Genomic DNA, 26,511 nt, shown 5'->3' with positions numbered 1-26,511 from the left:
GAGGATGACTCACAGTAAACGTGAAACCTTACGATAAATCTATTACTTTGTATGAGGGTTTACAAAATCATTATACTGCACAACGTCTTGCCAAGGCACCCGTTGATCGCCCATTACCACAAAATCCGGGTTTTCTAGCGAATGGCGCTGGTTGTATGTCAAAGGTTCGAAATTGGCGGCCGCAATGCTACCACCCGCTTCTGAAACAATGCACTGTGAGGCGCCTGTATCCCATTCTCCGGTAACCCCAATACGCATAAATACGTCGGCTTTACCTTCTGCAATAAAACACGCTTTCAGTGAACAGCTGCCTAAAGGCAGGGTTTGGTATACCCGTTTAGCACACATACGGCCTAATACCTTTTCACGGGATTGGCGACGACTTATGGCAATCATAACCACGCTGTTTTTGGGGTCGTCTAGTTGGCGAACCGAAATCGGATGATCCCCGTCGGGAGACGATTTAAACGCTCCTTTTCCTTTTTCCGCGTAATACAATGATTGCCCTGGGGGCCAAAAAATGACGCCAATCTTTGGCTCATTATTTTCAATAAGGGCAATGTTCACGGCAAAGTCGCCGCTGCGGGCGATAAATTCTTGTGTGCCATCAATGGGGTCGATAAGCCAGTAACGTGGCCAGTCTTTGCGTTCTTCTAAACTGGCGTGTTTGTTTTCTTCAGAAAGAATGGGAATATCGGGGGTGGCTTCGCTAAGCTGTTTCGTAATGATGTCATTGGCAAGGTAATCTGCACTGGTTACCGGCGAATCATCTTCTTTCTGGTAGGCATCAAACTCGCCTTTATCATACACGGTGAGCACGGCCTCACCAGCTTCTATTGCAATTCTTTTGGCTATTTCTAATAGGTCTTCGTGGGCATCATCGGGCATAAATTATTGTTCCTTAAACCACTTTTGAGCTAGTAACAGGGCGGCTATACAGCGAGCTTCAATAAAGTCTTCGCGAGCGAGTAACGCATCAGCGTCGGCAAGGGGCCAGTGAATAACCTCCAAGGGCTCTGGCTCATCACCTTCTAGCTGTTGAGGATACAAGTCTTGTGCCAATACAATGGTCATATTGGCATTAAAGAATGTAGGCGCCATACTTACTTTATGTAGCTCAATTAATTCGTTTGCGCCAAATCCGGCTTCTTCTTTTAATTCGCGATTGGCGGCTTCCAGGGCGCTTTCACCAGGGTCAATTAGCCCTTTTGGAAATCCTAACTGGTATGAGTGGGTGCCCGCGGCGTATTCTCGAATAAGCACTAAGGTATCTTTGTCTATCATAGGTACAATCATAACGGCACCGCGATTGCCCCCGGCCATTCGTTCAAATTGGCGGGTTGCACCATTTGAGAACTCTAAATCGAGGCGTTCTACCCGAAAGAGTTTACTCTGGGCAACGATTTCCCGATGATGAATTTGTGGTAACGGCTTATTCGGGTCAATTTTTCGCATGTCTCTCGCTACAACTTTGTTATCATACCTACTGTATCTAGCTTACTTCATTATAAGGAAAATCGCTTGCCCTTTCTGCCCTGGAATGAAATTGATACGGTGTTGCTGGATATGGACGGCACCTTGTTGGATCTTCACTACGATAACCAGTTTTGGCTTCATCATTTACCCAAACGGTTAGCCGAATTGCGTGGTATTTCTGAGGCGCAAAGCCAAGAAGAAATGGCCAAAAGGTATGAATCTGTTTTTGGACAGATACAGTGGTACTGTCTTGAGTATTGGGCCGAATCGTTAGCGCTAGATTTACATAACGAATTTATGCCACTCAAAAGAGAGTTAGCGCATTTATTAACCTTGCGAGACGATACCATTCCCTTTTTAGAGGCCTTGCATGCGTCGGGTAGAAACGTGGTTTTGGTGACCAACGCCCACCCTGGAAGCCTAGCGCTAAAACTTGAGTTTACACAACTCGATGACCACATAGACAATTTAATATCTACCCACGAGTTTGGTGTCACCAAAGAGTCTCAATCTCTTTGGCAAAAGCTGCAAGCTAGGGTGAAATTCAACCCCGAGCGCACCTTGTTCGTGGACGACTCTTTACCTATATTGGCCGCGGCAAAAGAATTCGGTATTAAACACTTACTCGCCGTGGACAACCCTGATAGCACCTTGCCGCACCGCAATATCACAGAGTTTCCCGCTGTCACCGATTATCGCCTTATGCTGGATGACATACGTCAACATGCAATAGAGAAAAACCATGATTAGTTATCTTTATGTGGGATCTCAAAATCCAGTAAAAGTGAATGCCGCCCTTGAAACCTTAAGTGACACACTTGATGAAGCCTTTGAGGTAGAGGGAATATCTGTTCCCAGTGGCGTATCCGACCAACCCATGACAGAAGAAGAAACCCGAGAAGGCGCCATCAACCGGGTGAAAGCGTTGCTGTCCCTTCATGATGGTGGGGAAAACGAAGCCTGGTATGTTGCCATCGAAGGTGGTGTAGATGTTTTTGAAGATGGCCCAGCGACCTTTGCCTATGTGGTTATCTATCATGAAGGACATTGGTCAGTGGGACGAAGTGCAAACCTACCTTTGCCAGTGAGCGTGTACCAAGCGCTACAGCGTGGAGAAGAGTTAGGCGATGTGATGGATGCCTTGTTTGACACACACAATATCAAACAAAAAGGCGGCGCTATTGGTTTGCTTACCCGTCACCATGCTACCCGGCAAAGTGTGTATCAAGTCGCTCTCACCTTGGCCATGGCCAAGTTCCACTTTCCCGACCTCTACACAGACTAATCTTGGCGGCCAAAGAGAATGAAATCTTTACCTTTGGCCGTAATCTTTACCAACTGCTAAGCGTGTTGAACAATGAAATTTGTTGGCGCTTCTACAGCTAATCTAATGATATATAAAGAATTTGTGAGTTCGCTTTAATTTGGCTTCTTAGTTGCAATAGCTCCTTAACCAACGGATTAAGGAGTGTAACTATGAGCGAGACAATTGATACCTACAACCCAGCGACGGGTGAGAAGTTAGATCATTATCATTTGATGTCAGCGGACGATGCCGAACAAGCCATTACCCGTTCTCAAGAAGCGTATTTAAATTGGCGCAGAACATCTTTTGCTGCCCGTGCAGATTTGCTAAACAATCTTGCCGATTTAATGGAAGCTCGGGTTGATGATCTCGCCAACCTCATGACCAAAGAAATGGGGAAAGTTACCGCGCAAGGTAAACAAGAAGTGCAGCTTTGCGCGCAAATCTGTCGCTATACCGCAGAGCATGGCGCTGCTGTTCTAGAAGATGAACATCGTATCTTTGAAGGAGGACGCGCCATTATTACCTATCAACCCATTGGGGTTATTTTAGGTATTCAGCCTTGGAATTTTCCGCTGTATCAAGTGATCAGATACAGCGTGTCGAATATCATGGCGGGCAATACTACCGTGCTTAAGCATGCTAAAAATGTATTTGGCATGGCGGTGGCTATTCAGCAGCTTTACGAAGATGCAGGATTTCCGAAAAATGTATATCAGTCACTACTGATTGATGGTGGCACCGCAAGCGACCTTATCAAGCATAAGTATGTACGTGGTGTCACCTTTACCGGCAGCGATGAAGTAGGTAAACAAGTCGCGAAAGAAGCGGCGAGCTTGTCAAAGAAAACCGTCATGGAGCTTGGTAGTAACGATGCCTTTATTGTGCTCGCTGACGCCGATATCGACCACGCCGTAGAGATGTGTATTCAAGGCCGAGTGATTAACAATGGCGAAACCTGTGTGGCTGCAAAACGGTTTGTTGTGGTCGATAGCGTGTACGACGAATTTAAAGATAAATTTATCGCCCAGTGTAAAAAGCTGAAAGTTGGTGATCCTACTAATGAAAATACCGATCTTGGCCCCATGGCGCGAAAAGATTTGCGGGACGAGTTGCATGAACAAGTGAAAGAATCTATCGATAAAGGGGCCACGTTATCATTAGGGGGTGAAATCCCCGACGACGGTGGCTATTTTTATCCTATTACCGTGCTTGAAGACGTTTCACCAGGCATGCCTGCTTATGACGACGAGCTATTCGGCCCCGTCGCTTCGCTTATTCGCGCAAGAGATGACAAGCAAGCGATGGAAGTGGCTAACGATTCTCGCTACGGCCTAGGGGGCGGAATATTCAGTAGTGATACTGATAATGCTATTGATTTAGCGAAGAATGAGTTTGATACCGGTATGGTCAATATTAACGGTTATTCATTGGCTCAGCCAAACCTACCGTTTGGTGGTGTAAAAGATAGCGGCTATGGTCGTGAACATGGCGGTTATGGTATGCGGGAATTTGTAAATATTAAGACAATTATGGTGGCAGAAAAGCAAGCTGAGTAAGTATGTCACGGTATTGTGCTAAAAAAAGCGGTAGGGTTGCTTCAACCTTACCGCTTTCTTATTTACACTCATTATTATTGAGCAAGAGGAATGGGAACCTTAGTACCGTTAACAGTAGAAAAACCGTCTTTGACCGCTATTGTTGAACGATAGCGACCCTCTTCTTTGACCATAAGCTGTTGCATTATGATGAAATCTAAAACCCCTGGTGCTTGTTCTAGCGCTACGCGGCGTAACTCCTCATCACTCATGCTGGCACCCTCTACCGTAGATTGATACTGATTCTGCAAATAGAGCGACGTGAGCCAAACCATAACTTCTTCTTTCGCATCTAGGGCAAGCTCAGCGTCTAAGTGCTTGGCCCAAAAACTTGGGTTCATCAGGTTATCGGGTAAGGTGTCGATATTAACCAGCTTCGTATTGGCATGAGCGCGGATGTCACCTTCAGGAAAGGTGCCCGACAAGTGGGTAATATTTAATTCTGGCGATGCGGCCAGTAAACTTAATAGGTGATCGTCAATCAGTGAGGTTAATTTTGCCGCCATCTCCAGAGGCGGTGTAGAAAGCGATTCATTATTAAACTTTTGATATGCTTTGATGAAATCGGTATCTAAACGGTTGAACTCAAGGCCAAATTCTAGCGAGCTAGCTTCAAAGTCGTCTGCCATAACAGAGCTCACTGTGTAGTTCATTCCAAGGTTAGCCAGTGCACCATCGTCTTCGAGTGTGGCGTCTGTGGTTAAGACCATGTCATTCACGGTTACCGCGCTTTCTTCTATGCGCTCAATGGTGACTTTTTCCACAGACAAGGTGCTACTTGATGCCAACAACTCGCCTTTAATGGCAGCAAGCATGCTACCGTAGCTAGTCATAGCAACATCTAAGGTCGATACTGTGGTGGTAAACTCGGCCGTAGAAAATGAGAAAGTGGGGGCTAAACCGGTAAAGTGGGTGGCGTCTCCCTCACTGTTTGCCTTACCTTGATAGCCGGAAAATGAAAAATAAAAGCTTTCTTCTTCGATACTTGCTGTCATGGCTGGCAGTTCATCTTCATATGACAAGCCGCCAAATAACCCTACTACCCCTTGATTACGATAAAAAGGGCTGTCGTGATCCCATTGCAAATACTCTCTAAACCCTTCCCCTTCTAACACCACACTGTATTGAGCTTGGCCAATGCCTACGCTATCGCCTACGTAAATCGGGCCATGATGCGCAACTAATTTCGCCATAACGGTGGGGTTGCTTTCGGTGGGGGCAGCAGAGGTCGCGCCATTTTGAGCATTAAAAATATCGTTGACGTTAATGGTCAGTGCGATATCCGCGGTACTACTGAACCAACCCTTTTGGTATTCAATTATCTCGGCCCCGTAAATACTATGGTTGTTTAAGGCATCAGTGATGTCTATCACCTGGGATTCCACGTTATCGCCAACAAATTTAGGCGCAATAACGAGAACCGCTAGCGTTACCGCAGCGCTGATTAAGGCAATTTTCTTCATAGTACAATCCCTTGTTTAGGTTTGGTGTGGTATTCAGTCAGCAAATGTCACTGAATTTATAATTTTACGGCAATATAGCCATTAGCATCTGGCTGACCAAAGAAGCGAGAGGCTTGATGAACTTCTTCTGGCAAACTTTCATCTGGCTTGAATTTGCCCTCTACATTAATGCGTTTTAAATTCATGGCAACAATGGCATCTACCGATAACCCCAATAGGTTAGGCTCACTGACACTAATGCCAATATCATCGCCTTCACATCTTAATTTGGCCGAATAAGTACCGAAATCTATAGGGCCTTGAGTGCCTGCTACGGTGGCATTTAACCAGTCACCTGTGCCAGACAAGGTTTGACAAGTTTGCCCAATAGCGAGCTCTTGAATATTAACTTTAAAACGCCCGCCAGCATTAACCGGTAGGGGCAGTTTTACTTGAGCAAGTACGCGATCCACAGGAAGGTAAACCACCACATTTTCTGCATCCAAAACATTGAAATTAAACAACGAGGTGGAAAGCGAGCCGCTAAAGGCAATATCGTCAGTGTTACGAATATTTCCAGCGGTTATGTCGCCTGCTAAGGTGCCGGTGAATAACGACCAAGGTGATATTGACCACTTAAGGTTGTTAATAGGTAAACCGTTAACCACTAAGGTTTGTGCTTTGCCAGACCATATCGTCCCCGACACCTTATTGATTGAAACACCTTTTGGTAAATCGAGCCGTCCAACAACATGAATGGCGGGCATATAGGCGATAACAAAAACCAAAAAGGCGATCAGGCCGCCAAGTATCCAACCTATACGTAACTTCATGCTTTTCCTAACTGTAAACGTCTAATTTTGATATAACCTGCGGCATCAGCTTCAGCAATGTCTGCTTGCAGTATAACTACGCCCATACTCTCCATGGATTTAAGCCAAGCAAGCACATCGTTAAAGGGGGCCTGATCGACCCACACTTGCAATTCATCCCCTTGAGGCTGCATGCGAGACACTTCAATATTATGTTGTGCCACTGACCGGTTAACGGCCTGAGGAAGTGAACCGGAAAGTGTACGGGTACCGGCGCTATTAATGCGCAATTGCTTCGCTCTAGCGGCACTGTCTTCCACCCATACTAGTAATGCGTGCTGATTATCTAATAGCTTCTGCTGCTGAGTGAGAGCATGGTTAAGTGGCGACCAGACAAGGTAATAAAACAGCGCGATAAGCACCACGACACCCGACACTAATACCAAGGTTTGTTCGCGCTCTGTTAACGCTTTAAATTTCTCAATCATGGCCTTCATGACGCACTCCGAATAGATACTGTGCCAATCACCATATCATCACGGTTGTTAATTGCACCTTGTTCAACAAGAAACCCAGCGGCTTCTGCCTGGCGGCGAAATTGCTCCAATGACTCGAAGGTTTTCCCCATTGCTTGAATACGAATTTCGGTTCTATTGGCGTCAAAGCGAAGGGTTTGCGGCTTCACTTTGGTACTGGAAAATGCAGGCGTTAACTGTTCCAGCATAATCAACATAGACGCATTACCGCCACCTAGCGCGAGTTTATCAAGCTCAGATTGCAATTTAAGCTTTACGTTGCGATAGGCTCCTAAATTAGGAAACCCTTGTTTTACGGCACTGTCTATTTGGGCTTTTAGCGCCGCATTTTCAGCTTTCAGCTGATACAAGGTAACCCCTTTATCAATCAGGCTGGTGCAAAGCACCAATACCGCCAATACCGCAGCTACTCGCCATTGCGACCATAATGTATTGGTTTGACGCTTAACCTTATAATCGCCTTGTAACAAGTTGAAATTGCTTGTCATGGCTTCTTTTGCCAGCACCTGCATAGGCAAATCTAGAGGCGCATCGTTAACATTAATATTCGGTGTGTCGGTTAAATCAATACCGGCGTAATTAGTGATGTTAACAGGACCATCGTGCTGGGCGGTAAAGTGACTTAAGGTAGGAAGTAACCAGGTTTGCTCACCTTGAATACCTTTAAACGTGTCTTGGCGAACCAGTAATTGTTCGCCCATCGTCAGGAGTGACCAACCGTTCTCTGTAGTCGGCACTGCTAATACATCTGGGATTAAACGGTCGCAAAATAATCCGGCATCACTCAACCATTGTGTCCACAAGGCTAACTTTTCGTGACTGACTACCGCCACGGCTTGTTTGTCACCCTGTTTGGGCCCAATGGCAAAAAATTGCTCGCTAATATCGGTGGCCAGTTCATCTTCTAGCATAAACGGTAACGCAGAGAGCACTTTGCGGCCTGCCCGAGGTGGTAAAGTCACCCATTTGAGCAAAACTTCGCTGCTTGGGGCCAGCGCTATCACCGCACGATTGCCAGCGCGTTCACGTAAGGTTGCAAGGTCGTCTGCATGGGTGAGTTCGCCAGAAGCGATAATTTCTTCTTCTGAGGTGGAGTAGACTATCCAGCTAATGGGATCAGATTCGGTCGCGCCTAATCTGACAAGGAGTTGTTCCATTACTTAATTCCTCCAAACTCGCGTTTTACTATGCTTACGCCCGCGCCTTCTTCAGCATGAAACACGGTGGAAAGCTTAAAGGTTGCTTTATTGTAGCGGGTTTTCGTGTGCAAAATAAAATACTCAGATGTGACTTTAAACCAGTCTTTGCGCGTGTCTGACAAATCCAGAGCAGCAATGGTGGTTTCATTTAAAAAATCGTCAGCGTCGTCCCACCCATCAGTGGGCCGGCTACTGATTACGCCCTTTGCCTGGGTGATGTCTAAGCCTGTCAAACCCGCTAGCAAAGCGGCGTTATCTTCTTCAATGGTATTAACATTAATCGCCATGGTTTCCACGCCAGGTATAACGCATACAAGGGGCATAACCTCATTTAGCCAGTTAGCTGAGACGCCATTAACAATACGAAGTTCTGACTTGGATGCCATAACCCCATTGGCGGCTAAATAAGGGAATTCTTTTGACTCGTATTCACTGTCTTCCGCACCATAGGGACGCATGTTGTCATCGGAATCTATCCAATCCGCCAGGCTGTCTCTTACTGTATCGGCGGTATAGTCGTCTATTCCATCTACTTCAAGGGCAAGCAACATGGTATGAAATGCTGCCATGGCTTCAGTGATATCGCTATCGCTATTAGACTCCGTTGACGTTGATTCACCTTGTAAAATCGCATTCAAATTAAAACACGCTTGTAAGTCTTTTAGTTCGGCTTCTAAGCCCCCGTTTTCTAGCGGGTAGGCAATAGGTTGTGCCCAAGGTTGGCTGAGTGAAATTTTATCGCCTGTTTCTTCTATCAGGGTTTGAATCGATTTTCTTGCAAAAGCTTCAGCACCTACGCCGTACCAGTAGGCTTGATTGTTATCTTTGATGTTTGCTGTGCGTTGTATTTGTAATTGCAAACGCGTGCCCATTTCTGTCGCTAAAACCGATACTAACGCCACAATCATCAGCACTATCATCAAGGCGACACCGTGCTGGCGTTTGAGAGAATGTCTCACGATTGTTGCCCTCCTGGCGTCAAGGCAAACTCACGACGTATCGTGCCAAAATCTTTACTATCAAACTCTATCGCCACGGCTTTCGGTAATACCGAGCCTTTATAGCTTTTAGACCAGCCACTTTCGCTGTCGCTATCATCCGCATTCTCTTGATTGCTGAGAAACTCAACATCAAAGCGCTCAATATTGTCTAACAAGACACGTATTTTAGGCTCGTGCCCAATGACATTGTCTACGTAGTTACTGTATAGCCGTTCTAATTTGCCGTCTTGTAAGCGATAAACTACCGACTGCAACGTACTGCGGGGCAGCATGTACTGTGGGTTGTGCCAACCACTGCGCACGAAACCTAGGGTGTCGCCGTCGCCCATGTCACTTTCACCACCCGCCATGACCACATTTTGTTGCTCACCCTCAATACGAGCGGCACGGGGGACGGCTTGTTGAATATCTCGCTCTAGTATTACCATCGCGCGCTGTAGTTGCTGTAATTTTTGGAACCGTTCGCTTGATAAGTCGTTACTGTCTATAACGGTGGTCAGTAGCCCTGTTGATGCCAGTCCAATCAGGGTGAAAATGGCCATGGCAATGAGGATTTCTAACAATGTAAATCCTTTTTGCATTAGCGGTTTCCTGAGGTCGGTTTGGCAACAAAGGTGGTGACGCTGGTGACGCTGTCGCTATAGTCTTGTTGTAGCCCCACCTTCACAGTTACGGCGCGCAAGTCGTCGTCGTTAGTTTTCACCACGTTTTGCTGCCAGTACCAAGTGCGCTGGGCCATTGGCATCTCACCCTTTAAATTATTTTTTGGCGGCCATGTGGCGTCAATTTGTAGCTGATTTAGCCGGTTGCTGGCCACATAATTGGCGAAGGTAACCGCTTCTACTTGCCCTACATTGCTTAGGTGATCCCCTGCGGCTTTTAAAATAGCGCTGCCGGTTAGTGCAAAAATCAGCAAGGCGACCATCACCTCAAGTAACGTCATGCCTTGTTGCTTGATTGGCCCACAGGGCGTATTGAAGCACTTCATTCTGGGCTATCCAAAGGGCCTGTTAGGGAAAGAGGCGGTGTTTCTTTGTTTTGCAATGCAAAGTAAACCGGCTCTTCGTTGAAATCACCTTCGTAATTAAACATCAAACTAAAGGGCGTAATTTCCCCGCTGGACATAATGAGGATCTGTGGTGGAGGCAATGTTTTTTCTTCCTCGCTACCAATGTCTACTCCAGCATCAGACACACTGAGGTTCTCATCAAACAAGTCCCGATCGAATAAACTGTCTTCTTCATCCCAAGGTAGGTCGTCTAAATTCAGCGTTAAGGTAAAGGGTTCAGGCAGCGTATAAGGGGCGTACATTTTTTCGTCTTCTACTCGTTGCCATTCGTCCTCATCATCGAGGTAGACAAAATAATAGCTATTTTCCGCTTGCTCTACTCGTATACCCAATTGCTGCTGATTTAATACAGCATAATCGCTGGCCATATCTACGATAACCTGTAGCCGTTGGGCCTGGCTTTTTAATAAATCACTTTTGCTGGCACCAAACGCGTTAAACATCACATAGCCCGCGGCTAACCCCATCAGTAAGAGGACTAACATTACCTCTAACAAGGTAAAGCCTCGGGGTACACTTCGCTTTGGGTTCACGTTAGGCATAGGATAACTTAGTTAAGGTAATCGTTAATGTTCCAGTTACCAATATCATCGTCAGTTCCCGGCTCGCCATCAGGGCCGTTTGAAAATAAATCAACTGCGCCTAATTCCCCTGGGCTAATTAATGCGTATGGGTTGCCCCAAGGATCTTCAGGCAGACGTTTAATAAAGCCACCATCGGGGTAATTGCGTGGAATAGGGTCGATAGTGGGCGCATTCACTAGCGCATCTAAACCCTGCTCTGTGGTGGGAAAGCGGTTGTTGCGTAACTTGTACATCTCAAGGGCACTTTCAAGCTGTTGAATATCAACGGCGGCCTTTTTTAGTTGAGCTTCTTCTTGGTTGCCCAATATTTGCGGCGCCACCATAGAGGCCATAATGCCGATGATAAGTAATACCACCATGACTTCAATTAAACTGAATCCAGAATTGCGTTTTAAGGTTCTCATTAGATATTCACCATGTTGTTCAAGGCCAAAATTGGCTGCAAAATTGCCATAACAATAAACAAAACTATGCCTGCCATAGAAACGATTAGTAACGGTTCGAAGACTTTTAGTGAAATACCAATAAGGGCTTCGAATTCGCGGTCTTGGTTGTCGGCGGCACGGGCTAGCATTTGTTGCAACTCGCCAGATTTCTCACCAGAGGCAATCATATGCATCATCATTGGCGGAAAAATTTTTGTGTTCTCTAGTGCGGCGCGCAAACTGCTGCCTTCTTTTACATTGACAGCAGCATCGGCCACTTGGTTCTTAATATGTTGGTTTTCCAGCACATCACCGGAAATGCGCATAGCTTCGAGTAGTGGCACTGCACTGGCGCTGAGTATGCTCAGTGTACGGGCAAAGCGTGCCGTGTTCATGCCTCGGGAAACTTTGCCAATAAGCGGTAATTTGAGTATGAGCTGGTGGAATTTTAACTTCATGTGTTTTTGCTGAAGAATACGCTGCGCAATAACCACAAGTACTGCAATCACCATCAGCATAAAGAGCCCGTAGTTTTGCAGCCAAGTACTTATGGCAATCAAAAACTGGGTGATTCCCGGTAAATCTTGCCCCATGTGATCAAACTGCCCGACAATTTTGGGAACCACCACCGTCAGCAGTAAGAGCACAATACCAAACGCGAAAAATAACATAAGCGAGGGGTAGACCATGGCTTGAATAATCTGACTGCGGGTTTGTTGTCGGCGCTCGGTGTAGTCAGCCAAGCGGTTTAACACCGTGTCTAAATGCCCTGACTTCTCACCGGCGGCCACCATGGCTCTGAACAGGTCATCAAACACACTGGGGAATTCTGCGAGTGCATCAGCCAGCCCGTGGCCCTCGACGACTTTACTGCGTACGGCCATCATCATATTTTTTTGACGGGGCTTTTCGCTTTGTTCTGCAACCGCGAGTAACGCTTCCTCAACCGGCAACGACGATTCTACCAAGGTAGCTAATTGGCGGGTTAATAGCGCTAAGTCAGAAGCCGAAATACGTGGCTTAAATAAGGAGGCTGCAAACCCCTTTTTGCTCTCTTGAGAGCGCTCAGCCACCTGTTCCACTTCAAGAGGTATTAGCCCTTTCTCGCGCAATTGTTGTCGTACCTGACGGGCGTTATCCCCTTCCAGTACTCCATTTAAATTGCGGCCACGAGCATTAACGGCCTTATAAGCAAATGCGGCCATACTAATCCTCTCTGGTTACCCGAAGCACTTCTTCTAGGGCAGTAATACCAGCCAGAACTTTGCGACAGCCATCTTCACGTATACTTGGTGTTGTGTGGCGAATATGTTTTTCTATAGCTTGTTCGCCTACGCCTTCATGCATCATTTCGCGAATTTTTTCGTCTACAATGAGCAACTCGTGTATGCCGGTTCTGCCTCGGTAACCCGTTTGATTACACGCGGCGCAGCCATGAGGCGTGTAAATGGTTAATGACTCATTAGCACTTATCCCCAATACCTCTTTCTCTTGCGCATCTGGGGAATGGGGCTTCTTACATTCAGTGCAAAGGGTGCGCACCAATCGTTGAGATAGCACAGCCAATAAGCTTGATGACAGCAGGAAAGGCTCTATGCCCATATCTTCCAGACGTGTGATTGCGCCAGCCGCAGTATTGGTATGCAGGGTCGATAATACTAAGTGACCGGTTAAACTGGCTTGAACAGCAATTTGGGCGGTTTCAATATCACGGATTTCACCCACCATCACCACATCAGGATCTTGTCGTAAAATGGCCCTTAAACCCCGAGCAAAGGTCATATCCACCCTAGGATTAACTTGGGTTTGGCCAATACCTGGAAGATCAAATTCTATGGGGTCTTCTACGGTTAATATATTGCGATCTCGTGAATTGATTTCACTTAAACCTGCGTACAGCGTGGTACTTTTACCTGACCCTGTGGGGCCGGTAACTAAAATGATACCGTGGGGCTTTCTTATCAATGATGAGAAGTGACCACGATTATTTTTTGTCATGCCTAAATCTTCTAAATTCAGGCGTGCGTTATTTTTATCTAACAAGCGCAGCACTACACGCTCACCATGACTAGAAGGCATGGTCGATACACGCACATCTACAGCTCGCCCTGCAATGCGTAACGTGATACGGCCATCTTGCGGTACGCGTTTTTCAGCAATGTCTAATTTCGCCATTACCTTAATTCGCGACACCAACATAGAAGAAAGCTTGCGATTAGGGCGTAATATTTCCCGCAATACACCATCTACCCTAAAGCGTACAACCAATTGGTTTTCAAAGGTTTCAATGTGTATGTCTGAGGCACCTTCTTTAATAGCTTCGCCAAGCATGGCGTTAATAAGCTTGATAATTGGGGCATCATCTTCACTATCTAGCAAATCTTCAGTGTCTGGTAGATCTTCGGCTAAAGCGAATAAGTCGCTCTCGTTGCCTAAGTCTTCCATTAACTGTTTGGCGGCGGAACTGTCCCGTTGAAATGCACTGGTTAGCAGGTGTTCAAACTCATCAGAGGCAATGGTTTTTGGCACAAAAGGTTCGCCGTAATAGCGTCGAACTTCTGCAAAAACTTCAAAAGGGGTATTTTCGGTAAAATACAGTACCGCAGGTGTTTCATTGGTTTCAAGTAACACCTGATTGCGTTTGGCAAAGCTAAACGAAAGTTGTTTGGGGCCGACGGGGGCCTCTGGCAATCCTTCGTCTTGTGCCATGGCTTCTAGGGCTTCTTCTTGCGCCTCTACTGCCAAGCTTAACTGTTCGTCTTGCCCCGCCATGTTATTCCTTCTCTTCTTCTTTCTGTTTTTCTTTCTCAGTTAAGTACTCTTCGAAAGACGGCGGAAGTGAAAGCTTATCATCCCAGTTTGGCATAGACGGGGTTTCCGCTGATGGCATAAGGGTGATGCCTTCTTGCTGGCGCTTAAGCTGCAAGGCACGCATATAATTGTATTTTCTGTGACTAATGGCATTCATGGTGGCCCCGTCACGCACAATCGTGGGTTTTAAAAATACCATCAGGTTGCGTTTACGCTTGGTACTCGACGTGCTTTTAAACAAATGCCCTAAAATGGGAATGTCACCTAATAGAGGGACTTTCGAAATACTTTCTTGTACGTCTTCGTCAATTAAGCCACCCAGTACAATGGTGCCACCATCATCCACAATAACGGTGGTTTTAATTTCACGCTTGTTTATAGAAATATCCACAGACGTTGCACCACTAACGCTAGAAACCTCTTGCTCAATTAACAGTTGTACCGCATCGCCTTCATTGATTTGAGGGGTCACTTTCAACTTAATACCTATCTCTTGGCGGTCTACGGTTTGGAATGGATTTGAGTTGTTCGACCCAGTGGTGGTCCCGGTAATAATCGGGACTTCTTGACCCACAATGAAAAACGCTTCTTCGTTGTCCATGGTCGTCAGGTGCGGTGTGGCGAGAATATTTGAGTTGGTATCTGTGCTGACCGCTTGAACCACTGCACCCCAACCATCTTCAATAATACCCGCTATCAGGCCGTTGGCGCTGCCGAGCAAGCTGGCAAGAGATGAGTAGTCGCCTTCGTCGGTGGTGGTGACCGTGACAACTTCACCGTCATCGGTAACATAAGCTTCGGTATCGGTATCGTCTTCCGCTTCTTTTAGTGCAACGGCCAAAGAACCTACAGGCACAACACCATTACTAAATTGTGTACCGCCGCCCGCTTCAGAGGCCCATTGCACACCAAAGGTGGTACCATCGCCTTCAAAGACTTCCACAATAATAGCTTCTACTTGAACTTGTGCCCGACGAATATCCAATTGGCGCACCACGTCTTCTAATGAACGCATCATGTCGGGCTCTGCGGTAATAACAATGGCGTTAGAATCTTGGTGAGCATCAATGCTGATTTCGCGGTTAGTTCCCGTACGGCGAGTTGTGCCACCACTTTGTTCTTCCGCTTGAATGCTAGCGGATACGCCTTGAAGCACTTTGACTAAGTCTTCTGCTTTGGCGTAGTTGAGGAAAAGAACACGGGTATTGCCATTAGTTTCTAGCTCTTGATCCATACGTTGAATCAAGTTGATTAAGCGCTGACGAGCTTTTATATCGCCACTGACAATCACAGAGTTTGTTCTGTCATCCGCGACTACGCGAGGCTCAGATTTGGTTCCTGAATTGGTTTTACCTTGGGATTTGTTAATGCTCTCGATGATACGAACCATTTCTGACGCAGACGCATAGCGAAGCTTAACAATTTCGACTTCTTCGTCACCGGCTCTATCGACTCTCTCAATAATTTCCACTAAACGGTTCACCACTGCGGCGCGACCGGTAAGCATCATAACGTTTGAAGGGTCGTGGCTCACCACATTACCGCCACCCGCTTGGTCGTTTAATTGACGAAGTATGGGGGCAAGTTCGCGTACAGGTACGTTATACACTGGAACCACACGGGTAATCATTTCATCGCCGTCGCGAGCTGAGCCTTCAACCACAGGAATATTTGAAGTTTTTGCATCTTTAGAACGTACGACTTTTAAAATGCCGCTAGGCATTTCAACAACGGCAAAATCATAGACTTGAAGCACGTTGAGGAAAAATTGATAGTACTGGTCTTCATCCAGCATATCGTAACTTCGTACGCTTATTTTCCCTCGCACATTTGGGTCGACAATAATGGTACGCTCTAAGTTTTTGCCCACAATATTAATAAATTCATTAATATCCGTTTCTTTAAAATTAGGCATGTACTCGGCTGCACTAACTGAAAAGCAGAGAAGGGCAGTGCATAGTGCTGTGCTTACGCGAGATAATATCTTTTGGCTAGTGCGCCTTTTCATTCCGTCTTCCTTTATTTCTTATTCGACTGAAGGCTCTGGCAAATCTAGATAGAGCGTGGTGAGGCTTCCATCACGAATGAGAGTAAGCTCGATAGTTTGGGCTGTGCGTAATTCTGACAGTGCGTTTTGCGACTGACGAATATCAGTTAAATCCAAACCATTTATTTGAGAAACAATATCGCCGGCTTTTAAGCCCGCCGATTTAAACAATGAAGGGTCTTTACCTGGGCCAACTTGATAACCAATAAGGCGACCTTCCTGGGTTTTTGGCGACACAGAAATGAAGTCAGTAAAGTTTGCCGGACTTTCGCGCAAGGCCGCAGTGGCTTCAAGTGCCTTATCGCTTAACTCACGGGTACGTGATTCCTCTTCTTTAGGTGCGGGTTGACGGCGAGCTTGCTGCTGACGCTTTCTATTGGCTTCTTCGTAGTCTATACCTTCAAGCATGAGCGTTTCATTGCGTATGCCATTTTTAATAATTACCCGATCAGCATACACCTGCTTTAACGAAGCATTGGTGCCTTCTATTTTGTCACCCAGACCATAAACCGCTTGGCTGTTTTTATACTCGATTATTGCCGTCCCTGCGGATTCTTCTGAACTGGCAACCACACCAGCAAGCGTGAGCTTTAGACGGGTTTCCGGTGCATCGGTAACGGGCGCTTCTTCTACAATTTTAGGGGCGGCCTTGGCGTCACCAAACAAATTTAGCTGTTGTATTTTACTGATATTGACCCCACCTTGCCCTGAAGGCGTAGATACAACAGATGCTTTTGACACTTGAGTAGTCGCAGATAGCTGAGGTTCAGGTATAATTCGCCACACAAATTTGGCAGCGAAAGCTATTAGGTACAAGCTTAACAGCACCACAAGAAGCGTGTGTAGTGGTTTCTGGTGCTGGTTTACATAGGTAACCAGCGATTGTGGGTTGAGTTTGTCGAATGTCATGCTGCCACTGATGGTACTGCTTTTTATTAAAAGTGAAATTTTGGTTAACCGCGCTTTAGCCGACCCATAATAGCCTAGTAGAGGTGGGGGTCACAACACTAAAGCCCAACCGTTACGAAAATATTACATGTCCAAATCGGAAACCGAGAATACACCGCTAAATGTAAGGCTAGACAAATGGCTATGGGCAGCGAGGTTCTTTAAGACGCGCGCCATTGCCAGAGACATGGTTCAGTCAGGGAAAGTTCACTACAACGGCCAACGTGCGAAGCCAAGCAGAACGGTAGAGCATGGCGCGATGATAAAAGTTCCCACAGGATGGGATATTCGCGAAATTCGTGTGCTAGGTTTAAGTGATAAACGACTGGGAGCCGCGTTGGCGCAGGCACTTTTTGAGGAAATAGAAGAAAGTGTAAAGAAACGGGAAGAGAACCAAGCGGCAAGAAAGCTTAATGCGTTTCATAGTCCAAAACCTGATCATCGGCCGGATAAAAAACAACGGCGTCAAATTATTAAGTTTAAGCAGCAATAGTGTGCTGCGTATTAGGATAAGTTTATGAGTGCTTTTGACACATTACATCGTTTTATTTTCGCGAATGCGAATGTTCGTGGCGAACTGGTTCGCTTAGATGAGAGTTTAAACCATATTGTGCATAGCTATGAGTATCCCGTACAAATTCAGCGTTTGTTGAGTGAGATGGCGGCAGCCACATCCTTGCTTACAGCGACGCTAAAATTTAAAGGTGAAATAGCGCTACAAATACAAAGCAAAGGGCCGGTAAGTTACGCAGTGATAAACGCCACCCACGACCAGACCCTGCGTGGTGTCGCGCGCTGGGACGACAGTTTGTCTACCTTACCAGAAACTTTCTCAGAGCTACTGACAAGCGCTGTACTTGTTATGACCATTACGCCTGAGGAAGGCGAGCGCTATCAGGGCGTAGTGGCACTTGAAAAGCCAACGTTAGCCGAATGCTTAGAAGCGTATTTTACGCAATCTGAACAGCTAGCTACGCGTGTACATTTAATGACAGATATGCAAAACCCAGAACGTGTTAAGGCGGCGGGCGTTTTGCTTCAGGTGCTACCAACAGACGCTAGCGCCACCGATGTTAATGAGTCTACAGCGTTTTCACATATTGCAACGCTGACAGAGACCTTAACGGAAGAAGAAATGTTCTCTCTCTCTGTAGAAGACATTCTCTATCGTCTTTATCATCAAGAAGACGTGGAATTGTTCCCCGCTCATGCGGTTAAGTTTGCTTGCACATGCTCAAAGGAGCGCAGTGCAGAAGCTTTACGACATGTTGAAAAGTCGGAGCTTATGTCCATCATTGAAGAAGAAGGCGCGATCAAAATGAACTGTCAGTATTGCCATACTGAATATCGATTCGACAGTATCGACGTTGAATCTATCCACAGCGGAAATATTACGCCGCCAGAAGCAAGCCAATAAGTTGACTCTTGCACCTATTGCCCCTCTTTTAATGCAATAGGTGCTTACTGGTTAGGCGTTCGCGCTCCCGACACGTGAGTCAAATCTTGTTACATTTTTTCATTCTCGCCGTCCCTTCCCACTTATCTTTGGTTTTTTTGCATGATTATGCATCCTTATTCTCAATCTCCCTCTATTTATGTAATTTTATTACAATATTTATGAAAGTTATCCGTGGTAAATAGTCGGTATGTGTTTTAAGAATGCATAAAAATACCTTATTTACTTTACACTTGTCTTAGTGTTACTTTTTGAAAGTGCTTTTGAAAAATTACATTTAGGGTGGCAGGTATGAGTGCAGCAGCGTCTTTGCAAACGGGATTAAAGGTTTCACCATTGGTGAATCTATCAAGCGCCGAGTTAATTGAGCGTGCGGTGAAACGCGCCGAGGGTGTACTGGATAAAAACGGTGCGCTGGTGGTGGAAACGGGCGCAAGAACGGGTCGTTCTCCCAATGACCGTTTTATTGTGAAAGAGCCTTCGACGGAACAAGATATTGATTGGGGTAAGGTAAATAAACCTTTCGATGCAGATAAATTTGATGTGCTGTGGAAGAGAGTGGAAGACTACCTGAATACTCAAGAGCATTTTCTTTCGCATTTGCAAGTAGGTGCGGATCCTGCTCATGCCCTACCTTTAGAAGTGAGAACACAAACCGCATGGCAGCACGTTTTTGCACGAAACCTATTTATCATTCCCGAAGTATGGAACCCAGCCCAAGAGCAACCTTGGCAAGTGCTTAACGTACCTGGATTTTGTTGTGAACCAGACCGGGACGGTACGAACAGCGATGGCGCTGTCATCATCAATTTTGCCAAAAAGCAGGTTCTGATTGCAGGGATGCGCTATGCAGGGGAAATGAAAAAAGCCATGTTTTCAGTGCAAAATTTCTTGCTACCGGCAAAAGATATTCTACCTATGCACTGCTCTGCAAATGTGGGTGAAAAAGGGGATGTCACTTTGTTCTTCGGCTTGTCGGGAACGGGCAAGACCACGTTATCGGCGGATCCCAAGCGCTTCTTAATTGGTGACGATGAACACGGTTGGGCGCCTGGTAGCGTGTTTAACCTAGAAGGCGGGTGCTACGCCAAGTGTATCGACTTATCACACAAAAATGAGCCGGTGATTTGGGACGCTATAAAATTTGGCACCATATTGGAAAATGTGGTGTTAGATGAAAAACGCACCCCGGACTATACCGATACCCGTTTAACTCAAAATTCTCGCGCTGCTTACCCTTTGTCTCATATCGAGAAACGGGTGCTTGAAAATCGAGGCGGTGAGCCTCGGTCAGTGGTGTTCTTAACTTGCGATGTCAGCGGTGTCTTACCTCCAGTATCGGTGCTAAGCGAGGAGGCCGCCGCCTATCACTTTTTAAGTGGCTACACGGCGAAAGTAGGGTCAACCGAAATAGGCTCAACGTCAGATATTGAATCCACCTTTTCTACCTGTTTTGGGGCGCCGTTTTTCCCACGCCCAGCGGGTGTGTACGCGGAGTTACTCATTAAACGCGTAAGAGCCTTTGGCGCGAAAGTGTACTTAGTGAATACCGGCTGGACGGGTGGGCCTTATGGTATTGGGCAAAGGTTTGATATTCCCACTACAAGGGCGATTATCGATGCCGTGGTATCAGGTGAACTTGCCAACGTAGAAACGCAGCATATTGAAGGGCTAAATTTAGATGTACCTGTTGCTGTGCCAGGTGTGGATAGCCATTTGCTTGTGCCCAAAAATACATGGAAAGACGCCGATAAATACGAGGAGTTTGCGAGCAGTCTTGTAGAAAGCTTCCAGCAAAACTTTACTAAATATGATGTCAGTGCCGCCATAGTAAACGCAGGCCCTGGCCACTAAATCTTGCTGATTAAGGTTGAGTTTAGGCGCGATTCCTTAGTCAAAGAGATGTAGGGGAATTAAACCCTCCCCCTTCCCAACGTTCATCACACTCAACGTGATTGATGTTATTGCCCGCGCCTTGCGCGGGCTTTTTTATGCGATTCTATTGTGCCTTTTATACTAAAGGCGTAAGCTATGCTCAACTCGCACTAAAGCGATGCAAATCCTCATAATAAGTAACACATACCCTACCTACGATAACGCACGTCCCGTGCACATGACGTTAAGTTTGTTTTAAATGCTGGACCTCAAGGAGACCGGATGAGCCGCCGCCCCGTTACTATTGTTATCTTTTCTGGCTTTTTTTTGCTGGGTATGTTGTTCATTTTATGGGGAATATTATTGCCAGATATTGCTAAAGACTTACGCATGTCTGAGCTTGTTAGTGGGACTTTTTTCTCTCTTTTTAGTATTGGTATGATGTTAGGTGCGGTGATAGGCGGAAAATACGTGAGCCGCTTTGATCATATGCCGCTTTTAGCCGCATTGCTCAGCATCAATGCGTTATTGCTGTTCACCATTTCTCAATTGCATCAGTGGCAATGGGTGTTAGTGGTTGCTGTACTCATTGGTATAGTTAGCTCTACCATATTTACCCTAGGCCACACATTGATAGCGCGGTTATACGAAGAAAAGCGTTTTACCATGATGGGGCTAATGGACTTTATGTTCAGCTTAGGAACCTTTGCCGCTTCCTTCTTTGTTACTGTACTGTACGGCATAGCAGAAAATTGGCGCTTACCCATCCAAGTTCTAGCTGCGGTCATGGTGTGTGTGTCCGCCTACACCTATATTGCTGCTCGTTCACAAGCTAAAGTGTTAAAAGGCCAACCTAAGCCAGAGCGCAAAACACTGGCGTTTGGCGCGGTGATTAAGCAGCCCATATTTATTTTTATGGCGCTGTTAAGCTTTGGCTATGGTGCGGTTGAATTTGGTAACGCAAACTGGTTTGTCAGCTACGCCCAAAACGGAATTGGCTTTACCGGCGAGCAATCGCGAAACCTTCTAGCCTGCTTCACAGCGGGCATGGTCATTAGCCGTTTGGTGTTTCCTTTTTTATTGCGGTTTGTGTCGGTTCACCGCCTCATTGTATTTATGGCCAGCGCCTCGTTAGTGGGCGTGTTTGCTATCAAGCTGATGCCGAGTTTGTACGGAATTGGCGCGGGCAATCTCTTCTTGGGGCTAGGTCTAGGTGGGCTTTTTCCATTAATGCTATCGGCGGCAATGAATATCGACAGCCAAAACGGCCCCGTGTTATCCGGTATTTGTATTATTGGTAATTCAACAGGGGTGCAAGTGGCGTCGTTTTCTACGGGCTTGTGGGCAAACTATGTGCCTCTGACTACCGCGTTTTGGGTTATCCCCATGGGCGGTTGTGTATTGTGGTTGGCGGCATTTGGTTATAGTAGGCTGGTAAAGCAACACCACGCTTAAATAGGAATATAAAACTCCGCAATCAGGCCACTTTCAGTGTGATTTCTTAACTGAACTTGGCCATCGTGAGCTTCAACAATACGGCGTATAATGGCTAATCCTAACCCCGAGCCTAACGAACTTCGTGCTTTGTTACCTTGGGCGAACGGCATAAATACGCTGCTTAATTCTTCCGGCGGAATACCTGGCCCAAAATCCCGTACTTTGCAATAAATACGCTTTTTATGGCGGTCATAAAAGCTCGTGATAACAATATTGTCAGAGCCATAGCGAAAGGCATTTTCTATCAGGTTATCGATGACACGCTTCATCGCAACACGGCGTAAATTCGCAGGAGGAAGTGGATTAAGCTTTAAGTCTATATGATGACCTTCTTCCACGTGACGGGCTTGAGTGAGTTCACTGATAAGCGCATTAAGGTCAGTTTCTTCTTTGGCTTCTTCATTATCGTAACGAGCGTAATCAATAAACTGGTCGATGATGGCATTCATGTCTTCGATATCGTTAACAATGCCGTCTCGTATCCAATCTTGATCATCGGGTAACATTTCTGATGCTAACCTAATGCGGGTGAGTGGCGTGCGTAAGTCATGTGAAATGCCCGCCGTCATCAAGGTTCTGTCGTGTTCTAACTGCTTTATACCCTGGTTCATTTTATTGAATGCGCGGGTAACCTGAATCATTTCGGTACTGCCTTGTTCGGCCAGTGGCGCAGGGTGCTTTCCCTTTCCTACTTCAAACGCTGCGCGTTGCAAAGCAGATAACGGTCGTGTCATCCTGCGTACGAATAGCCAACCGCCAGCAACACTGAGAATACCGATAACCATGAGATACATGGTTAAAGGAGAAATGTTAGCTTCATTAAGGCCGGTAATTGGAATGGCAATCCATGTATCTGGGTAACGAGACAGTGATACCCACACCGTGTAGGGCGCAGAATTATCAGACTGTTGCGATACTGTACTGATACGCACATCGGCCAACTGCCGAAGTTGCTCACTCACTTGGGACGACATAAAGCCATAGTAAACGGCATTTTCTAACCCTTTACGTTTGGCGTCGCTGCTATTGAGGATGCGTATTTGGGTATGTTTAAAGTAGCGTTGGCGGTTTTCTTCGTTACTCACTAAAAGGTCGTTGGCCAATACGCCTTTCACCTGTGTCGCCAGTAAGCTATTAATTTGCTGATAGCTGGGTTGAATAAAATAATAAGTCACCGATAAATAAGACACCACTTGATTGATTAACAGCAAAACGCCAATAAGCATCACAGTTTGGCCGAAGGCGCTTTGAGGAATGAGTCGCACGGTGTTTATCTCAGTGAAATGTCGCTAAACAGGGAGTAAAGGCGTCATAATTACACTTTTGCGCCATCAGGAACAAATACGTAGCCTAGTCCCCACACTGTTTGGATGTAGCGGGGGTTGGCAGGGTCTTTCTCTAACATTCGACGTAGTCGCGATACCTGAACGTCAATACTCCGTTCAAGGGCGCTGTAGTCTCGTCCTCTAGCTAGGTTCATTAGCTTGTCCCGAGATAAAGGCTCGCGAGGATGAGTCACTAACGATTTAAGCACCGCGAATTCTCCACTGGTTAACGTTAATGGCGTATCTCCTGCGATCATTTCCCGTGTGGCCAGATTCAGTTTGTACTCGCCGAACTCGATTATTTGTATATCTTTAGAGGGCGCACCAGGGGCTTCACTGCTGCGACGACGCAGTACGGCTTTCGCACGTGCCAGCAGTTCTCGTGGGTTAAAGGGCTTAGGCAGGTAATCGTCTGCCCCCATTTCTAAACCAATGATGCGGTCTACTTCATCGCCTTTAGCGGTGAGCATGATAATGGGGAGCTCGTTGTTGGCTTGGCGCAAGCGCCGGCAAATAGACAGTCCATCTTCACCGGGTAGCATTAAATCCAGCACCATTAAGTGAAAATTTTCTCGTTCAAGTAATCTGTCCATTTGCTCTGCATTGGCGGCGCTTCGAACTTGATATCCTTGTTCTACCAGATAGCGTTCTAATAAGCTGCGAAGACGCATGTCATCATCAACCACAAGAATTTTAGACGTTTCCTGACCCATTATGTAGACCCTTGAAATTACTTTTCTTTCACTATAACCACAAGGTGCACAATACAAAAGAGATGAATGCACTAATGCGCATCTCTCTTTGTTACAAATAGTGTCAACGGGGGTTAGTTAAAGCGCACGACATTGAGGGCTTTGGTATCTGCGTTGCCGTTTAAGGTATTAAGATACAGAGACGTTATCTGTTGTGCCCCTGTATGGTTTTGCTGATAGAAAGTGTCTTGTATCTTATTTGCAAAACCTTGCCACGCCTTCGCGTACCGCAACAAAAATGCGTCGTGCCCCCACGTTTGTTGGCGCAGTTTGACGCGGGCTGGGGCAAAAAAGATTTCGGCATCTAAGGCTTTTTTATTGGGCTTTTTCTCGGCTTTCCAATCTGTGGCACCAATAAGGGTAATTTTCGAGAGCGTGTTACCTAGTGCATCGCCTAAAGCGCCAATTAAGCTGCCATTGGCAGCAAAATCAAGTAACCAATATTGTTGGTTATCACTCAGTGTATTGATGTCGTTATAGCTGACGACAAGATCGTAACAGCCCGTTGTCTTCACCATTTCAACATTTGATGTCGATGTTAACCCAATCACTTGATAGTTAGCCCCCCGCTGCGCTTTTTGATCTTTCAGCAACTGCGCGGTACCCAGTGCGGTTTTGCTGGATGCGCTAGACAATAACAGCGACTCGCCCTGACTAGACTCATCAACAAAATCATCCAATACGAATGAGGTCATATAGAGAGGACGGAAATTTAACTGCCACGCTTCTCGATTTGCATCATATCCAGGGTCGTTAGCGCAGCGTAGGTACTGATCGTAAACAGGGCTAATACTCTTTCGGTTTTCATGAATGTCAGAAAAACCATGGGACGCGACTTTACCCGCTTTAATGATCCAGTGACTGGCCATGGGTAAGTAGCCAAACACTTTCTCATTCACGTTCACTCCACTGTGATTAGAAGCGACAACCGTGGCAAAGCCCCACACCGGTACAATGCCATAGCCTTCAGCGGCGGGGAAAAAGCCCCAATAGCCCATATTAAAGCCTAAAGCGGCATAGGTGATGTTATTTGCAGAAAACCCAAAGGAATCCATTTCAAGTAAGACTTCGCCTTCCCCCAGCGTGTCTGTAGAAAGCACGTGTTCAACCACTTGTGTTTGATTTAAGTCGTCTTGTTTTACCCATATTTGCGTACTGGTTACCGTTGGCATGGCATCACCTAAAATGTTGGTTAAGTGAGCTTACCATGACGCACTTTTTAGGTGATTTCGACTTTAAGTTGTAAATAGATTGTTATATCACTGACGAATACTCTATCTCGCTGGCAGATTGCTCTGTTGATGACGTATCTTCTCATATAAAGGAAAAGTATCATCATTAACCCGCCACAGGTCGGTGTGTTTATTCTTGGGTGTTTAACCAGTCCATTTGATGACCCGCCCGTCGTTTTCTATTGAGGATATCTTCAAGCAGTGGAGTAAGAATGAGCTCCATGGCCAACCCCATTTTCCCGCCCGGTACCACTAGCGTATTAATGCGCGACATAAATGCGCCATCAATCATTTGCAGTAAATAGGGGTAATCAACGTGCTTCATTTCTCGTCGAAAACGTACGACAACAAAGCTTTCATCTTGGGTGGGGATTTCCCGGGCGCTAAAGGGGTTTGATGTGTCTACCGTAGGCACACGTTGAAAGTTGACGTGAGTACGAGAGAATTGCGGCGTAATGTATTGGAAGTAATCATCTAGGCCGCGCACGATACTGCTCATTACTGCTTCTCTAGAGTGCCCTCTATCTGTGGTGTCGCGCACAATTTTCTGGATCCATTCAAGGTTCACAATGGGTACCATGCCAACCAGTAAGTCTACGTGTTTAGCTACGTCATTTTCTTCGGTTTTTACACCGCCGTGTAAGCCCTCGTAAAACAATAAATCAGTATTTTCAGGTAAATCCTGCCAAGGTGTAAAAGTGCCCGGCATTTGATTAAAAGGTACGGCTTCATCGAAGGTATGTAGGTACTGACGAAATTGGCCAGAACCCGAACTCCCGTATTCTCTAAATAGGGTTTCAAGCAACTCGAAATCGTTGGCCTTTGGCCCAAAGTAACTAATATGTCGCCCTTGCTCTTGGGCTTTACGGATTTCCACTTCCATTTCTGGGCGCGTAAAACGATGAAAGCTGTCGCCACCCACTACCGCCGCATTTACACTTAAATTTCTGAAAATGTGACGAATAGCATTGGTTGTTGTGGTGGTGCCCGCACCAGAAGAACCTGTTATAGCAATAATAGGGTGTTTGACAGACATAGAAATTCTTTTTGGAAATGACGGGTACTAGTTATAAGCTGATGTGGGTTAAGAATCAAGACCACCCTCCTACTGAGAAATTGA

At 46.1% G+C, this 26,511-nt stretch carries 26 protein-coding genes; 7 read left to right on the top strand and 19 right to left on the bottom strand.

Features of this window, described 5'->3' with window-relative positions; translation table 11 throughout:
* Nucleotides 1–42: 42 nt before the first annotated feature.
* Both cysQ and nudE read right to left on the bottom strand, forming a co-directional pair.
* Complete coding sequence (gene cysQ, locus IUA53_RS19595) at nucleotides 43–888, bottom strand: 3'(2'),5'-bisphosphate nucleotidase CysQ (RefSeq protein ID WP_044058522.1); 846 nt, start codon at nucleotides 886–888, stop codon at nucleotides 43–45.
* Between the two features lie 3 nt (nucleotides 889–891).
* Nucleotides 892–1,455, bottom strand: coding sequence for an ADP compounds hydrolase NudE (gene nudE, locus IUA53_RS19590; RefSeq protein WP_044058521.1), 564 nt, complete (start codon nucleotides 1,453–1,455; stop codon nucleotides 892–894).
* Between the two features lie 66 nt (nucleotides 1,456–1,521).
* Between nudE and yrfG the strand changes: the two genes are divergently transcribed.
* From yrfG to IUA53_RS19575, 3 genes are all read left to right on the top strand, one after another.
* Nucleotides 1,522–2,226, top strand: coding sequence for a GMP/IMP nucleotidase (gene yrfG / locus IUA53_RS19585; RefSeq protein WP_044058520.1), 705 nt, complete (start codon nucleotides 1,522–1,524; stop codon nucleotides 2,224–2,226).
* Complete coding sequence (yjjX, locus tag IUA53_RS19580; RefSeq protein WP_196897655.1) at nucleotides 2,219–2,761, top strand: inosine/xanthosine triphosphatase; 543 nt, start codon at nucleotides 2,219–2,221, stop codon at nucleotides 2,759–2,761. The genes yrfG and yjjX overlap by 8 nt, the downstream gene beginning before the upstream one ends.
* Nucleotides 2,762–2,952: 191 nt before the next feature.
* Nucleotides 2,953–4,341, top strand: coding sequence for an NAD-dependent succinate-semialdehyde dehydrogenase (locus IUA53_RS19575; protein WP_044058518.1), 1,389 nt, complete (start codon nucleotides 2,953–2,955; stop codon nucleotides 4,339–4,341).
* 74 nt (nucleotides 4,342–4,415) lie between these two features.
* Here the strand turns inward: IUA53_RS19575 and IUA53_RS19570 are convergent, their stop codons facing one another.
* The 13 genes from IUA53_RS19570 to gspC are packed head-to-tail and all read right to left on the bottom strand — an operon-like array spanning nucleotide 4,416 to nucleotide 17,215.
* On the bottom strand, nucleotides 4,416–5,843 hold the full coding sequence (locus tag IUA53_RS19570; RefSeq protein WP_196897654.1) for a YdgA family protein: 1,428 nt from the start codon (nucleotides 5,841–5,843) through the stop codon (nucleotides 4,416–4,418).
* Nucleotides 5,844–5,899: 56 nt separating this feature from the next.
* A complete protein-coding gene (locus IUA53_RS19565; protein ID WP_044058516.1) occupies nucleotides 5,900–6,655 on the bottom strand; it encodes a type II secretion system protein N in 756 nt (251 codons plus the stop codon).
* The gene (gene gspM, locus IUA53_RS19560) at nucleotides 6,652–7,131 is read right to left on the bottom strand and encodes a type II secretion system protein GspM (RefSeq protein ID WP_044058515.1); all 480 of its coding nucleotides are present in this window, start codon (nucleotides 7,129–7,131) and stop codon (nucleotides 6,652–6,654) included. Before gspM ends, IUA53_RS19565 begins: the two co-directional genes overlap by 4 nt.
* Nucleotides 7,128–8,327, bottom strand: coding sequence for a type II secretion system protein GspL (gspL, locus tag IUA53_RS19555; protein ID WP_196897653.1), 1,200 nt, complete (start codon nucleotides 8,325–8,327; stop codon nucleotides 7,128–7,130). The genes gspM and gspL overlap by 4 nt, the downstream gene beginning before the upstream one ends.
* Complete coding sequence (gene gspK / locus IUA53_RS19550) at nucleotides 8,327–9,328, bottom strand: type II secretion system minor pseudopilin GspK (protein WP_196897652.1); 1,002 nt, start codon at nucleotides 9,326–9,328, stop codon at nucleotides 8,327–8,329. Before gspK ends, gspL begins: the two co-directional genes overlap by 1 nt.
* Entirely contained in the window at nucleotides 9,325–9,951 is a 627-nt protein-coding gene (gene gspJ, locus IUA53_RS19545; protein ID WP_196897651.1) for a type II secretion system minor pseudopilin GspJ, read from the bottom strand. Before gspJ ends, gspK begins: the two co-directional genes overlap by 4 nt.
* Complete coding sequence (gene gspI, locus IUA53_RS19540; protein ID WP_044058511.1) at nucleotides 9,951–10,358, bottom strand: type II secretion system minor pseudopilin GspI; 408 nt, start codon at nucleotides 10,356–10,358, stop codon at nucleotides 9,951–9,953. Before gspI ends, gspJ begins: the two co-directional genes overlap by 1 nt.
* Complete coding sequence (gene gspH / locus IUA53_RS19535) at nucleotides 10,355–10,981, bottom strand: type II secretion system minor pseudopilin GspH (protein ID WP_052364486.1); 627 nt, start codon at nucleotides 10,979–10,981, stop codon at nucleotides 10,355–10,357. Before gspH ends, gspI begins: the two co-directional genes overlap by 4 nt.
* 8 nt (nucleotides 10,982–10,989) lie before the next feature.
* A complete protein-coding gene (gene gspG / locus IUA53_RS19530; protein ID WP_044058510.1) occupies nucleotides 10,990–11,427 on the bottom strand; it encodes a type II secretion system major pseudopilin GspG in 438 nt (145 codons plus the stop codon).
* Nucleotides 11,427–12,653 carry a type II secretion system inner membrane protein GspF gene (gspF, locus tag IUA53_RS19525; protein WP_196897650.1) on the bottom strand — a complete coding sequence of 409 codons (1,227 nt, stop codon included), beginning with the start codon at nucleotides 12,651–12,653 and terminating at the stop codon, nucleotides 11,427–11,429. The genes gspG and gspF overlap by 1 nt, the downstream gene beginning before the upstream one ends.
* A gap of 1 nt (nucleotide 12,654) precedes the next feature.
* Nucleotides 12,655–14,220, bottom strand: coding sequence for a type II secretion system ATPase GspE (gene gspE, locus IUA53_RS19520; RefSeq protein WP_269748607.1), 1,566 nt, complete (start codon nucleotides 14,218–14,220; stop codon nucleotides 12,655–12,657).
* Nucleotide 14,221: 1 nt separating this feature from the next.
* Nucleotides 14,222–16,267 carry a type II secretion system secretin GspD gene (gene gspD / locus IUA53_RS19515; protein ID WP_044058507.1) on the bottom strand — a complete coding sequence of 682 codons (2,046 nt, stop codon included), beginning with the start codon at nucleotides 16,265–16,267 and terminating at the stop codon, nucleotides 14,222–14,224.
* Between the two features lie 18 nt (nucleotides 16,268–16,285).
* On the bottom strand, nucleotides 16,286–17,215 hold the full coding sequence (gene gspC, locus IUA53_RS19510) for a type II secretion system protein GspC (RefSeq protein ID WP_196897649.1): 930 nt from the start codon (nucleotides 17,213–17,215) through the stop codon (nucleotides 16,286–16,288).
* Between the two features lie 127 nt (nucleotides 17,216–17,342).
* Here gspC and hslR point away from each other — a divergent pair, with 127 nt between their 5' ends.
* From hslR to IUA53_RS19490, 4 genes are all read left to right on the top strand, one after another.
* Nucleotides 17,343–17,747 carry a ribosome-associated heat shock protein Hsp15 gene (gene hslR / locus IUA53_RS19505; protein ID WP_196897648.1) on the top strand — a complete coding sequence of 135 codons (405 nt, stop codon included), beginning with the start codon at nucleotides 17,343–17,345 and terminating at the stop codon, nucleotides 17,745–17,747.
* A 24-nt stretch (nucleotides 17,748–17,771) separates the two neighbouring features.
* Nucleotides 17,772–18,671 (top strand): Hsp33 family molecular chaperone HslO, encoded by a 900-nt coding sequence (gene hslO, locus IUA53_RS19500; protein WP_044058504.1) that lies wholly within the window; start codon nucleotides 17,772–17,774, stop codon nucleotides 18,669–18,671.
* A 330-nt stretch (nucleotides 18,672–19,001) separates the two neighbouring features.
* Complete coding sequence (locus tag IUA53_RS19495) at nucleotides 19,002–20,564, top strand: phosphoenolpyruvate carboxykinase (protein ID WP_196897647.1); 1,563 nt, start codon at nucleotides 19,002–19,004, stop codon at nucleotides 20,562–20,564.
* 303 nt (nucleotides 20,565–20,867) lie between these two features.
* Nucleotides 20,868–22,040 carry an MFS transporter gene (locus IUA53_RS19490; protein ID WP_044058503.1) on the top strand — a complete coding sequence of 391 codons (1,173 nt, stop codon included), beginning with the start codon at nucleotides 20,868–20,870 and terminating at the stop codon, nucleotides 22,038–22,040.
* Here IUA53_RS19490 and envZ read toward each other — a convergent pair.
* From envZ to IUA53_RS19470, 4 genes are all read right to left on the bottom strand, one after another.
* Nucleotides 22,037–23,347 (bottom strand): two-component system sensor histidine kinase EnvZ, encoded by a 1,311-nt coding sequence (gene envZ / locus IUA53_RS19485; RefSeq protein ID WP_044058502.1) that lies wholly within the window; start codon nucleotides 23,345–23,347, stop codon nucleotides 22,037–22,039. The two genes, IUA53_RS19490 and envZ, sit on opposite strands and share 4 nt — an antisense overlap.
* Nucleotides 23,348–23,397: 50 nt before the next feature.
* Complete coding sequence (gene ompR, locus IUA53_RS19480; protein ID WP_044058501.1) at nucleotides 23,398–24,120, bottom strand: osmolarity response regulator transcription factor OmpR; 723 nt, start codon at nucleotides 24,118–24,120, stop codon at nucleotides 23,398–23,400.
* 113 nt (nucleotides 24,121–24,233) lie between these two features.
* On the bottom strand, nucleotides 24,234–25,331 hold the full coding sequence (locus IUA53_RS19475) for a DUF2855 family protein (RefSeq protein WP_196897646.1): 1,098 nt from the start codon (nucleotides 25,329–25,331) through the stop codon (nucleotides 24,234–24,236).
* Between the two features lie 190 nt (nucleotides 25,332–25,521).
* Nucleotides 25,522–26,427 carry a phosphoribulokinase gene (locus IUA53_RS19470; protein ID WP_044058499.1) on the bottom strand — a complete coding sequence of 302 codons (906 nt, stop codon included), beginning with the start codon at nucleotides 26,425–26,427 and terminating at the stop codon, nucleotides 25,522–25,524.
* Nucleotides 26,428–26,511 lie beyond the last annotated feature (84 nt).

The organism is Alteromonas sp. B31-7 (assembly GCF_015767655.1).
GTDB lineage: Bacteria > Pseudomonadota > Gammaproteobacteria > Enterobacterales > Alteromonadaceae > Alteromonas > Alteromonas australica.
Note: the sequence above shows the minus strand (reverse complement) of the source record. Positions and strands in the feature narration are given on the sequence as shown.